Annotated in this window: 10 protein-coding genes and 1 pseudogene; 3 read left to right on the forward strand and 8 right to left on the reverse strand. The window is 60.0% G+C overall.

Annotated elements, in window-relative coordinates; translation table 11 throughout:
• A pseudogene (locus OQK_RS22105) lies at window positions 1-278 on the reverse strand (C4-dicarboxylate ABC transporter); the annotation flags it as partial.
• 343 nt (window positions 279-621) lie between these two features.
• Here OQK_RS22105 and OQK_RS22110 point away from each other — a divergent pair.
• On the forward strand, window positions 622-840 hold the full coding sequence (locus tag OQK_RS22110) for a hypothetical protein (protein ID WP_016774321.1): 219 nt from the start codon (window positions 622-624) through the stop codon (window positions 838-840).
• 272 nt (window positions 841-1,112) lie between these two features.
• Here the strand turns inward: OQK_RS22110 and OQK_RS22115 are convergent, their stop codons facing one another.
• The 6 genes from OQK_RS22115 to xylA form a co-directional block, all read right to left on the reverse strand.
• Complete coding sequence (locus OQK_RS22115) at window positions 1,113-2,474, reverse strand: purine-cytosine permease family protein (RefSeq protein ID WP_016774322.1); 1,362 nt, start codon at window positions 2,472-2,474, stop codon at window positions 1,113-1,115.
• Window positions 2,475-2,487: 13 nt separating this feature from the next.
• Window positions 2,488-3,162, reverse strand: coding sequence for a cysteine hydrolase family protein (locus OQK_RS22120; protein ID WP_016774323.1), 675 nt, complete (start codon window positions 3,160-3,162; stop codon window positions 2,488-2,490).
• A gap of 524 nt (window positions 3,163-3,686) precedes the next feature.
• Window positions 3,687-4,823, reverse strand: a complete 1,137-nt coding sequence (locus OQK_RS22125; RefSeq protein ID WP_016774325.1) for a sugar ABC transporter permease — start codon at window positions 4,821-4,823, stop codon at window positions 3,687-3,689.
• The gene (gene xylG / locus OQK_RS22130; protein WP_016774326.1) at window positions 4,824-6,380 is read right to left on the reverse strand and encodes a D-xylose ABC transporter ATP-binding protein; all 1,557 of its coding nucleotides are present in this window, start codon (window positions 6,378-6,380) and stop codon (window positions 4,824-4,826) included.
• A gap of 157 nt (window positions 6,381-6,537) precedes the next feature.
• Window positions 6,538-7,539, reverse strand: coding sequence for a D-xylose ABC transporter substrate-binding protein (gene xylF / locus OQK_RS22135; protein ID WP_016774327.1), 1,002 nt, complete (start codon window positions 7,537-7,539; stop codon window positions 6,538-6,540).
• A 147-nt stretch (window positions 7,540-7,686) separates the two neighbouring features.
• Window positions 7,687-9,003 carry a xylose isomerase gene (gene xylA / locus OQK_RS22140; protein ID WP_016774328.1) on the reverse strand — a complete coding sequence of 439 codons (1,317 nt, stop codon included), beginning with the start codon at window positions 9,001-9,003 and terminating at the stop codon, window positions 7,687-7,689.
• Window positions 9,004-9,178: 175 nt separating this feature from the next.
• Between xylA and OQK_RS22145 the strand changes: the two genes are divergently transcribed.
• Window positions 9,179-10,354 carry a XylR family transcriptional regulator gene (locus OQK_RS22145; protein ID WP_016774329.1) on the forward strand — a complete coding sequence of 392 codons (1,176 nt, stop codon included), beginning with the start codon at window positions 9,179-9,181 and terminating at the stop codon, window positions 10,352-10,354.
• Between the two features lie 12 nt (window positions 10,355-10,366).
• Here the strand turns inward: OQK_RS22145 and OQK_RS22150 are convergent, their stop codons facing one another.
• Window positions 10,367-11,533, reverse strand: coding sequence for an MFS transporter (locus OQK_RS22150; protein WP_016774330.1), 1,167 nt, complete (start codon window positions 11,531-11,533; stop codon window positions 10,367-10,369).
• A gap of 95 nt (window positions 11,534-11,628) precedes the next feature.
• On the opposite strand from OQK_RS22150, the gene OQK_RS22155 reads away from it, so the two are divergent.
• On the forward strand, window positions 11,629-11,983 hold a 355-nt coding region (locus OQK_RS22155), incomplete at its 3' end, for a LysR family transcriptional regulator (RefSeq protein ID WP_038861554.1).

Raw genomic sequence — 11,983 nt, forward strand, 5'->3', positions numbered from 1 at the left:
AGGAAGGGCAGGTCGAACAGTTGGACGGTCTTGGTGTACTGCTCGAACTTGGCCAGCGACGGCGCAATCATCTGCACATCGCCGAGCAACAGTGCTTCCATTTCCTTGCCGTCACCAAAGAGCGAGGAATTGGGATACACCTCGACTTTGACTTTGCCCGGCAAACGTTCCTCGACCAGTTTCTTGAACAGCAACGCACCTTGCCCCTTGGGCGTCTGGTCAGCGACCACATGCGAGAACTTGATGATAACCGGGTCTGCCGCCATGGCCGGGTTCATGCTGCTTACCGCCAAAGCGCAGGCAAGTGCGCTGAACAGAGATCTGAGCATCTGGGTGATTCCTCTTGTTTTTATTTTGATGACCGCTCGACGCGCTGAACGCGTTCAAGTGCCGAGACATGTTCAAGTCTAGGCAGAAATCTCTGATTTGCCGGGGAATTGACCAGAAAGCCGCAAAACAGTGGCGAGTGAACTGAGTACGTGGTTCCGTCAGGGCCGTGAACGGTATGGGGATTACCCGGCAATGAGTGGTGTTTGAATTTCAAGTGCCCGCTGCTGAAGGTGAGCCGGGCAGATAGGCCCCAGGTTGGCGGCGCGGGATTCTCATATCGCCAAGTCCTCCATGGAAAACGACGAGCTGCGCCACACTTGTACAAAGTGCAATAAGCTGTACAAAACCTCGCCGCAAGCGGAGCGTCACAAGGCAAGTGCCGGACATGCCGGGCTTTGTGAGAAATGTCTCAAAAACGAGCAGGAGCGGGTGATCAGTCAGCGCCTGGCCTTGTATGCCGCGAAGATGTTGGACATTGATCGTCAGTTCAAGCCATCAGCGAAACGCTGATGTTCGCTTCAGCTCGCAAACGAGGCGGCTGATGAAATTCAGCAAGGCTCAACGATTACCGCTGCGCTTGTACAACTGCGGAGAGTTGGGTTGGGCCGTTGATCATGTCCCTGACGATAAATCACTGCCAGTAATTGTTTTGACTTACGTATTAATCGAATCGTCCAGTTTCCCGGATGTTACACAAACTTGCACAGGAAGTAAGAGGCCCGTGAATACGGGCCTCAATCCTGTTTCGATAAACGAGCATAAACGCTCTCAGCCTGCGAACATCAAACTCGCGATGCCTCGATCAACAGCGAACCGCGCCGGCGCATGAGGGCGTAATAAGCGCACGCAGGGCACAGCAAGCCAACGGCCCACGCCAGGTCGACGCCTTGCAGGCTGGTGGCAACAGGCCCGACGTACATCGAGGTGTTCATGAACGGAATTTCCAGAGCAATAGTGCACATGAATATTGCGATTGCTGTCCAGTTCACCCGACCGTAGATACCTGCCGGATCGAAGATGTCGGTAATCCGGTAAACGCCTTTGCGCAGCGCGTAGTAATCGACAAGATTGATCGCCGTCCAGGGGATCAGAAAGTAGCTCATGAAAAAGATGAAATTCAGGAAGAACTGCAGAAAGTCGTCCTGCGCCAGAGTGCATAAACCGGTAGCGGTCGTGCAGATGATCAGCAGAAATCCCGCACGTACAGACGGGGTGATTTTCAGCGCAGAGAAAGGCTCGATCATCGTGACCGTCGACATGAAAGCGCCATACAGGTTGAACACGTTGATGGCGATCTGGCCGTAAAGCACGAATGCCACCATCAGCAGCGTGCCTCCTCCGAGCAGGCCTATCAGATGCAGCCCGACGTTATCGGAGAACCCCAGCATGCCCTTGGCCAGCACGGCGCCTAACAGCATCATCCAGCTTCCGCCGATCACGGTACCGGCATAGCTGTACCAGAACACTTGGCGGGTGGATGTGTCGCTCGGCAAATACCGAGAGTAGTCCGCCACGTAAGGTGCGTAGGACAGTTGCCAAGTGACCGCGATGCTGACGGAGGCGAGGAAGCTGACCAGATTGAAACCCTGCGCGGTCCATTGGCCGGCCTCTATCGGCAGCGCGAGGGCGAGCAGGGTGGCGATGCCGAACACGGCAATCGAAATCAGCGAAAGCAGCTTCTGCACGCGATGAATCAGTTGGTAGCCGAACAGCGCGACCAGGAAGCATGCCGCGCCCAGCAGAGCGATGTTGCCAGCGGTGCTCAACGGGCTCAGGTCGCTCACCGCCTGAGCAGCCAACAGCGTGTTGCTGACGAAAAAGCCCAAGTAGATAAGCATGACGAACAGCAGCGGGACGATAGCGCCGAAAACCCCGAATTGTGCCCGGCTCTGGATCATCTGCGGAATACCCAGTCTCGGCCCCTGCGCGGAGTGCGAAGCCATGAAGATTGCACCAATCAGTGAACCGATAAGAATCGATAGCGCACTCCAGAAAAGATTGAGTCCCAGGCTGATGGGCAACACTCCAGCCGCTACCGTGGTGATGTTGGCGTTGGCACCAAACCAGACGAAGAACAGGGAACGTGGCCGACCGTGACGCTCGCTCTCAGGGATAAAGTCGATGCTGCGTTTTTCAACTTTCATGTCTGTTCTCCGTTCAGCAGGCGTCGACGAGGCGGCGTTGAAAGCGCGCTACGACTTGTGGGAATTCATCTGGCTGGAAGGCGAGGTGATCGGGTTCTGCGGTTCGAAGCGATGTTGCCGGCTCGTTGTTCCAGCGTCTCGACAATTGCTCGGTGGTGAAGAGCTCCAGCCCGTACAGCCAGTTGGAAAGGATGAACAGTGCCGAGTAATGCGCTCCCTCTGTAGTCGCACTACAGGCGTCAGCGACAAGGCTGATCTGGAAGTCGTGCTGATAGGCGTCGAACAGACTGCTCATGACACACACATCCGTCAGCACGCCGATGACCACCAGGTGCTTGATGCCTCGGCGGTTGAGCATCTGAGCCAAACGGGTGCCGTGGAAGGCGCTGTAGCGGCGTTTATCGATGACGACGTCAGCGTCTCGAGGCGCCAGGGCGTCAATGATCTCGATCGCAGATGTGCCGGCGCGGTAAGTCGTTGGCCTGCCTTGGTCGTCTACCGGTTCGCCCAGCGCCAGATCGCGGCCCGGAGCGTCGTTGACATGGCGGGTGTAGAAAATCGGGATGTGCAACTGGCGAGCGCGATCGATCAGGGATGCGGCGTTATCGACCAGTTGATCGAAGCGTTCGATCGGGAAGCCATCTTCCTTTTGCATATCGATCACAAGCAAGGCGGTGTCTTGGTTCATCAGGTTTGTTCCGGATGCAGAGCGCCGGGCGAGCCGGAGGGACTCACCAGGAAACTCGGTAATGACGGTGCGCAGCGATCCGCCAAGGCGGAAACTGCGAGAGATCGAGAGAGACTCTCGTGGGGAGGTATTACCTGACTATCTGCCAGAAACCGTTTTGCTTCGCGCTCACGCAGGATGGCAGCTGCGGCAGCACGATGGAGGACGAAGAGCGAAATCGACGGAGATAACGCGCCATGGCTGCGCACGGCAACGCACACGCCGCGCTTGAAGAGCGGGTGTGAGCGTCGCCGAATTGTGCGGAGGATGCAGGCATGGCCATAAACCTTGAGCGCGATATGCACTGGAGGAGCAAGATACGGGCCAAGCTGTGCAAGGCCCTCGAAGCCATTGAGCCAGAGCGGACCAAGCGTTTGAAACAGCGTTTTTTGGTATCTGGTATTCCATAATATTGTGTTACGTAGCGTAGCAGCGGCTTGCGTTCTTGCTCCCTTTTGAAGCAGATCCCTCCAGGTTTGCCGCGATCAACGCCGCGCCGTGCGCGTACTCACATCCACCCAGACCGCCAACACCAGAATGCTGCCCTTGACGATCATCTGCCAGTAGCTATCCACGTCGAGCATGGACATGCCGTTATCGAGGCTGGTGATCACCAGCGCGCCGAGGAGGGCGCCGTAGACGGTGCCGGAGCCGCCGCGCATGGAGGTGCCGCCGATGAAGCAGGCGGCGATGGCGTCGAGTTCGCCCATGCTGCCGGCGGACGGTGAGCCGGCCGCGAGGCGTGCGGTGTTGACCACGCCGGCGAGTGCGCACATCACGCCCATGATGCCGAAGATCCACAGCTTGACCGCTTGCACATTGATGCCGGACAGGCGGGTCGCTTCCATGTTGCTGCCGACCGAATAGACCCGGCGGCCGAACACGGTCTGGCTGGTGACGTAGCTGAACACGCCGAGCAGAATCAGCAACAGCAGCACCGGCACGGGAATGCCGTCATAGCTGTTGAGGGTCTGGACGAAACCGGCCAGCACCGCGCCGATCACCAGCACGCGCACAACATCACGCACCAGCGAATGCGCCGCCAGGCCATGCAGGGCGCGATTGCGTCGTTGTTTCCAGGTCAGGAACACCGTCAGCACAAACAGCAGCACACCCAGGCCAGTGCCGATCGCGTGGGGCAGATATCCCTGGCCGACGTAGACCAGCTCCGGCGATACCGGGGCGATGGTGGTGCCGCCGGTGATCCCCAGCAAAATGCCGCGAAACGCCAACATGCCGCCCAGCCCGACGATAAATGACGGTATGCGCAAGTACGCCGCCATGTAGCCGTTGGCGAGGCCGATCATCAGGCCGCACAGGGCGACCAGACTCAGATTCGCCAGCAGCGGAATGTGATAGACCACGTCGAGTATCGCCGCGAGGCCGCCGAGCAGGCCGAGCAATGAGCCCACCGACAAATCGATCTCGCCGCTGATGATCACCAGCACCATGCCGCAGGCGAGGATGCCGGTGATCGACATCTGCCGCAGCAGGTTGGAAAGGTTGCGCGGGGTGAGGAAGCCGCCCTCGGTCTGCCAGCTGAAGAACAGCCAGATCAGCACCACGGCAAATACCAGCGCGAGCATCTTGTAGCGGGTGAACAGTTGTTTGACCTGATTCATTTACGCGGTTTTCCAATCATTATTGTTATGGCTGCCGGGCTGACTGAGGGCGGCGGCGAGTACCTGTTCCTGGGTCAGCTCATGGTTGACGAAGTCGCCGCGCAACTGGCCTTCGCCGATCACCAATACGCGGTCGGAGACGCCGAGCACTTCGGCCAGTTCCGATGAAACCATGATGATCGACACGCCCTCGGCGGCCAGCGCGCCCATCAACTTGTAGATCTCGTACTTGGCGCCGACATCCACGCCTCGGGTCGGCTCATCGAGAATCAGTACGCGCGGTTTGGCCAGCAGCATTTTCGCCAGCACGGCTTTCTGCTGGTTACCGCCCGACAGGCTGGTGATCGGCAGGGATGGACTTGCGGTCTTCAGATGCAGACGGGAGATTTCCCGGTCGATGCAGCCCAGTTCGGCTTCGGCATCGATGCGGGTCATTTTCGAATAGCTCTCGAGCACGGCGAGGGTGATGTTCTGACCGACACCGAGATCCGGAATGATGCCCTGGCGCTTGCGATCTTCGGGCACCAGGCACAGGCCGGCGCGGATCGCTTTCAGCGGCGTGCGCGTGTCGATCGGTCGGCCGTCCAGCCAGACTTCGCCCTCGTGGCGTCCGGGGTAGGCGCCGAACAGTGCGGTGACCAGTTCGGTGCGGCCGGCCCCGACCAGCCCGGCAATGCCGAGAATCTCGCCGCGCTTGAGGCTGAAGGAAATGTCGTCGACCCGTTTGCGCTTGGGGTTGTCGACGTCGTAGCAAGTGATGTGGCGCGCTTCGAAAATCACCTCGCCAATCTCGTGCGGCTCGCTGGGGTAGAGGTTGCTCATTTCGCGGCCGACCATCTGCGTGATGATCTGTGGAATGTCCATGTCGGCCATGGCGGTGGTAGCGATGTGTTTGCCGTCGCGGATCACCGAAATGGTGTCGCATACGGCGGCGACTTCATCGAGCTTGTGCGAGATGTAGACGCAGGCGACGCCCTTGGCTTTGAGGTCGCGGATGATGTCCAGCAGCACTTCGATTTCCGAGCGGCTCAGGGCCGAGGAGGGTTCGTCGAGAATCAGCAGACGCGCCTGTTTGTTCAGGGCCTTGGCGATTTCCACCAGTTGCTGATAACCGCCGCCGTACTGCGAAACCGGCAGCGACACGTTCATGTCCGGCACCTTCAATTCACGCATCAAGGCTTCGGCGCGGTGGATCATCGCCGGGTAGTTCATGCGCCCGCCGGGCAGCGTCAGCTCATGGCCCATGAAGATGTTTTCCGCCACCGACAAGTCCGGCACCAGGGTCAGTTCCTGATGGATGATGACGATGCCGGCGGCTTCGGTTTCGCTGATCGATTGCGCCCGGAGCGGTTGCCCGTCCCAGAGGATTTCACCGTCCCAGGTGCCATGGGGATAGACCGCCGAAAGGATCTTCATCAGCGTCGACTTGCCGGCGCCATTCTCGCCGCACAGGCCCACGCATTCACCGGGCCGGACCTTGATGTCGATGCCGTTGAGCGCTTTGACACCGCCGAAGGTTTTGACGATGCCGTTCATTTGCAGCAGATAGTCGGACATGGAAAAGGCTCGTATACCAGGAACTCAAACACCACTGAACCTGTGTGGGAGCGAGCCTGCTCGCGAAGGGGCCTTTTCAGCCAGAGCTTTACTGACTGACACTCCGCTTTCGCGAGCAGGCTCGCTCCCACAGGTCTGATCAAGATTTACGACCGGATCACTGCCCGGCAATCTGCGCCTTGGTGTAGAAGCCATCCTGTTCGAGCAAGTCGATGTTGTCCTTGGTCAACGGCGTTGGCGTAAGCAGGATGGTGTCGACCTTTTTGCTGCCGTTGTCGTACTGCGAGGTGTAGGCCGGTTTCTCGTTGCGTGCCAGTTGCACCGAGAGCTTGGCCGCTTCGGAGGCGATGAGTTTCAGCGGTTTGTACACGGTCATGGTTTGCGTGCCGGCGATCACGCGTTTGACGGCTGCGAGGTCGGCGTCCTGACCGGAAATCGGCACCTTGCCGGCCAGTTGCTGCGCGGCCAATGCCTGGATGGCGCCGCCAGCGGTAGCGTCGTTGGAGGCGACGATGCCGTCGATTTTGTTGTTGTTACGGGTCAGGGCGTTTTCAACGATGCTCAGCGCTTCGGTCGGGTTCCATTCCTTGACCCACTGCTGGCCGACGATCTTGATATCGCCCTTGTCAATGGCCGGTTGCAGCACCTTCATCTGGCCTTCACGGAGGATCTTGGCGTTGTTGTCGGTGGGCGCGCCACCCAGCAAGAAGTAATTGCCCTTGGGCGCCGCTTTCAGCACGCCGCCGGCCTGCATTTCGCCGACCTTTTCGTTATCGAAGGAGATATAGGCGTCGACATCGGCGTTGAGAATCAGCCGGTCGTAAGACACCACTTTGATCCCGGCTTTCTTCGCCTCGGCCACGGCGTTGGTCAGCACTGTCGCGTTGAAAGGCACGATGACGATCACATCGACGCCGCGAGAGATGAGGTTTTCGATCTGCGAAATCTGCTTCTGCTCGTTGGCGTCCGCCGATTGCACGAAGACTTTGGCGTCCATTTTTTCCGCCGCCGCGACGAAGTAATCGCGGTCGCGCGACCAGCGTTCCAGACGCAGATCGTCAATGGAGAAACCGATTTTCGGGTGGGTGGCGTCGGCCATTACCGGCAGGGCCAACAACGCCAGGGCACTGGCCAACAGCGTACGTTTCAAGTTCTTCATGGTGGTGCGTCCTTTTATTTTTGTTGGAAAGACACGGCCTGACGATGAATCGGGCTGGTAGAACTGTAGAGAATCTGCCGACGCAGCAGGCACAGAATTGTCGTGCAATTGTCACAGCGTTTTTGCGTCGGCAGCTTCCCTTGGCGATCAGCGATACAGGTAACGGTTGACGATGTTTTCGAGCATTTCCTGGCGGCCGCTGACGGCTTGCGGGTTCAACTCGTTGGTAAACGCGTGCTCTGCCAGTGACTCAAGATTGAAGTCTCCTGCCATCACCGCTTGCCCGAACGGCTGACGCCAGCCGGCGTAGCGTTGGTCCTTGAGGGTTTGCAATTGATCGTTCTCGACCATCGCGGCGGCGCGTTCCAGCGACAAGGCAAGAACGTCCATGGCGCCAACGTGGCCGTGGAACAGGTCGATCTCGTCGAGGCTCTGCCGGCGCACCTTGGAGTCGAAATTGAAGCCGCCATTCTTGAAACCGCCGGCCTTGAGGATTTCATAGGTCGCCAGGGTCATTTCTTCGACGCTGTTGGGGAACTGGTCGGTGTCCCAGCCGTTCTGCGGATCGCCACGGTTGGCGTCGATGCTGCCGAAGATCCCCAGCGAGGCAGCCGTGGCGATTTCGTGATGAAAGCTGTGGCCGGCCAGGGTCGCGTGGTTGGCCTCGATGTTGACCTTGATTTCCTTCTCCAGGCCGTACTGCTGGAGGAAGCCGAACACCGTGGCGCTGTCGTAATCGTATTGGTGCTTGGTCGGCTCCTGCGGCTTGGGCTCGATCAGCAGGTCGCCGGTGAAACCGATCTTGTGCTTGTGCTCGACCACCATGCGCATGAAGCGCCCGAGTTGTTCGCGCTCGCTTTTCAGATCGGTGTTGAGCAGGGTTTCGTAGCCTTCACGACCGCCCCACAGCACGTAGTTGGAACCCTTGAGCCGATGGGTGGCGTTCATCGCGCTGAACACTTGCGCGGCGGCGCAGGCGAACACTTCCGGATCGGGATTGCTCGCGGCACCGGCGGCGAAACGCGGATTGCTGAAGCAGTTGGCGGTGCCCCAGAGCAGCTTGATGCCGCTTTGTTCCTGATGCTGTTCGAGGCGGTCGATCATTTGCGCGAAGTGTTCGCGGTACTCCTTCAGCGAGTTGCCTTCGGGGGCGACGTCCGTGTCGTGAAAGCAGTAGTAATCGATGCCCAGTTTGCTGAAGAACTCGAATGCGGCTTGAGCCTTGCCGATAGCCAGTTCCATCGGTTCGCCACTGCGTTGCCACGGGCGTTTGAAGGTGCCGGCACCGAACACATCGGAGCCCGGCCAGACGAAGGTGTGCCAGTAGCAGGCGGCCATGCGCAGGTGTTCGCGCATGGGTTTGCCGAGGATCAGTTTGTCGGCGTCGTAGTGGCGGAAAGCGAGGGGCGAATCACTGTTCGGGCCTTCGTAGCGAACCGGCTCGATATTGGGGAAATACTGCATGGACCTTGTCCTTGTTGTTCTTGGCGGTGTCTCGATACTAGCAACGGCCCCGTGCCCGCTGATTATGAAAAGCCTCAACTGCGAGTGCGATTTTGCGTATTGAGCTTATACGCTCGAACGCCTAGTCTGTGTCCATCGTCGCCGCGACGAAGCGACCCGGAACAGTCTAAAAACAATGAAGAGCCTACCGCCCGTGCACCGCATCGCCCTGTTGTTCAACGGCAGCAAGATCTACGACCGTGGAATCATCAGCGGTATCGGCAACTACCTGAGCAGCACCCGCGCTTCCTGGGACCTGTTTCTGGAAGAGGACTTTCTCTGCCGCTTGAAAGGCATCGAGCGCTGGCAGGGTGACGGGATCATTGCCGATTTCGACGATCCGCTGATCGGCGAGGCGCTGGCCGACATTCATTTGCCGGTGGTGGCGGTGGGCGGTTCCTACGAGGATGCACGCGCTTATCCGAAAGCGATTCCCTACGTTGCCACTGATAACAACGCACTGATCACTCTGGCTTATTCGCATCTGGTCGAGGCGGGATTGCAGCGCTTTGCCTGTTTCAGCCTGCCGGAAGCGCAGGCCAATCGCTGGGCGCAGGAGCGGGAAAAAGCCTTTCGCAAACTGATGCAACGAGACGGCCTCCACGCCGAGATCTATCGCGGCATGGGCACCAGCGCGCCGCTGTGGGACAGCGCCGTCGAACAGCTGATCGCCTGGCTGCACAGCCTGCCCAAACCGATCGGCATCATCGCCGTCAGCGACGCCCGCGCCCGGCAGTTGCTGCAAGCCTGCCTGACCGCCGGCATTGCCGTGCCGGAGCAGGTCGCGCTGATCGGCATCGATAACGACCCGCTGACCCGCAGCCTGACTCGCGTACCGCTGAGTTCAGTGATTCAGGGCACCGAAACCATGGGCCGCACCGCTGCGCAATTGCTGCACCAGATGCTCCACGGCATGCCGTCCACCGGTACGCAGATTCTGATTCCGCCGGACGCGGTCAACGTGCAGGTGTCGAGCCTGCATCAACCGCTGGGCAATCCCTACGTCATGCAAGCGCTGCTGTTCATCCGCCAATATGCTTGTCAGGGCATCAAGACCGCGCAAGTGGCGGCCTATGTCGGGGTGTCGCGCTCGTCGCTGGAAGCGCATTTCCGCGCTGAGCGCGGTTGCAGCGTGCATGACGAGATTCTGCGTTTCAAACTGGCGGCGGCTACCAGCGGTTTGAAGAACACCGATGCGGCGATTGCCGACATTGCCCAAGCCTGCGGCTTCAAGTCTGCGCAATATCTGCACACGGTGTTCCGTCGCGAGTTCGGCTGCACGCCCCGCGAATATCAGCAGGGCGGGGCGTAGCGCTGCGAAGACTTACGCCAGCGCAGCGGCACTGGCTCTGGAGCGCCAGGCGAACGTCAGCACCATCAGCAGGCCCAGACCAGCCATCGCCGCGCCGGCCAGGGAAATCGCCGGATAACCCAGCCCGGCATTGATCACCGCGCCACCCAGCGCCGCGCCGATCGCGTTGCCAAAATTGAACGCACCGATGTTCACCGCCGAAGCCAGATTCGGCGCGTCCTTGGCGGCTTCCATCACGCGCATCTGCAGCGGCGGCACCAGAGCGAAGCTGGCGATACCCCAGATCAGAATGGCCACCGCGGCCGGCAGCGGCCAGCGCATCAGCACAGTGAATGCGAGCAACACCACAATCAATGCGCTCAGCGACACGATCAGGGTGCGGTCGATCGAACGGTCGGCAGCCTTGCCACCCCACATGTTGCCCAGGGTCAAACCGATTCCGAACAACACCAGCATGGCGGTGATGAACGCGGCTGAGGCGTGGGTTTCGCTGCTGAGAATCGGCGCGATGTAGGTGAACACGGTGAACATCGCACTCGAGCCGACCACGGTCAGGGCCAGTGCGGCCAACACCGGACCGCGGCCCAATACTCGTATTTCCGCCAGTGCACCCGCGCCTTGCTCTGCTTTCAGATTGGGCAGGGCGAACCACAAGGCGATCATGGTCAGCACGCCGAGACCGGTAATGCCCCAGAACGCCGTGCGCCAGCCGAACAGCTCACCAAACCACGCCGCCAGCGGCACGCCGCCGATAGTCGCCAACGTCAGGCCCATGAACATCGCCGCCACGGCGCCGGCACGTTTTTCCGGCGCGACCACACTGGCGGCGACCACAGAGCCGACCCCAAAGAATGCGCCGTGATTGAGCGAGGTGATCACCCTGGCGACCATCAGGCTGTAGTAGTCGGTAGCCAGCGCCGACATCAGGTTACCCAGGGTGAAAATCGCCATCAGCCCGATCAGCAGATAGCGCCGCGGGATCTTGCCAGTGGTCAGGGTCATCAGCGGCGCGCCGAGCAGCACGCCCAAGGCGTAGGCACTGACCAGCAACCCCGCAGCGGGAATGGAAACGCCGAGATCGGCGGCGATGCCGGGCAACATGCCCATCGGCGCGAACTCGGTGACGCCGATGCCAAAGGCGCCGACAGCGAGTGCAACAAGTGGTGGATTGATACGCATGGAAAGTCTCCTCATCTATGCCGCCAATGCTACGATCCATCGTTTTCAGGCGGTAGATGGCGATTTTGGCAATCACCTTTGCGTAAGAGGCACGAATGGACTTCAACGGCAGGTCAGGGGAAATGAGCGTGTTCGTCACCGTGGCGCAGGAGGGCAGCCTCTCAGCGGCTGCGCGTGCGTTGGGGCTGACGCCTTCGGCGGTCAGTCGGATCATCGCCCGCGCTGAACAACGACTTGGCACCCGCTTGCTGCTGCGCACTACCCGCGCGCTGACGTTTACCGCCGAGGGCGAGGCCTTCCTGCGCGGTGCCCGGCGAATTCTCGCCGACATGGACGAGGTCGAAGGGGCCATTACCGATCAAGGCGTACCCAAGGGCCGCTTGCGTGTCAGTGCCGCCCTTGGCCATGGACGGCTGACCATTGTGCCGCTGGTCGCAGCCTTCACCGCCC

Source organism: Pseudomonas sp. R62, from assembly GCF_000257605.1.
In the GTDB taxonomy this organism is placed as follows: domain Bacteria; phylum Pseudomonadota; class Gammaproteobacteria; order Pseudomonadales; family Pseudomonadaceae; genus Aquipseudomonas; species Aquipseudomonas atacamensis.

Bases quoted from the DNA above. Each gene is read 5' to 3' on its own strand.
- OQK_RS22115 (WP_016774322.1), bottom strand. From the start codon at position 2,474: ATGAAAGTTGAAAAACGCAGCATCGACTTTATCCCTGAGAGCGAGCGT.
- xylA (WP_016774328.1), bottom strand. From the start codon at position 9,003: ATGCAGTATTTCCCCAATATCGAGCCGGTTCGCTACGAAGGCCCGAAC.
- OQK_RS22145 (WP_016774329.1), top strand. From the start codon at position 9,179: ATGAAGAGCCTACCGCCCGTGCACCGCATCGCCCTGTTGTTCAACGGC.
- OQK_RS22125 (WP_016774325.1), bottom strand. From the start codon at position 4,823: ATGAATCAGGTCAAACAACTGTTCACCCGCTACAAGATGCTCGCGCTG.
- xylF (WP_016774327.1), bottom strand. From the start codon at position 7,539: ATGAAGAACTTGAAACGTACGCTGTTGGCCAGTGCCCTGGCGTTGTTG.
- OQK_RS22150 (WP_016774330.1), bottom strand. From the start codon at position 11,533: ATGCGTATCAATCCACCACTTGTTGCACTCGCTGTCGGCGCCTTTGGC.
- xylG (WP_016774326.1), bottom strand. From the start codon at position 6,380: ATGTCCGACTATCTGCTGCAAATGAACGGCATCGTCAAAACCTTCGGC.
- OQK_RS22110 (WP_016774321.1), top strand. From the start codon at position 622: ATGGAAAACGACGAGCTGCGCCACACTTGTACAAAGTGCAATAAGCTG.
- OQK_RS22120 (WP_016774323.1), bottom strand. From the start codon at position 3,162: ATGAACCAAGACACCGCCTTGCTTGTGATCGATATGCAAAAGGAAGAT.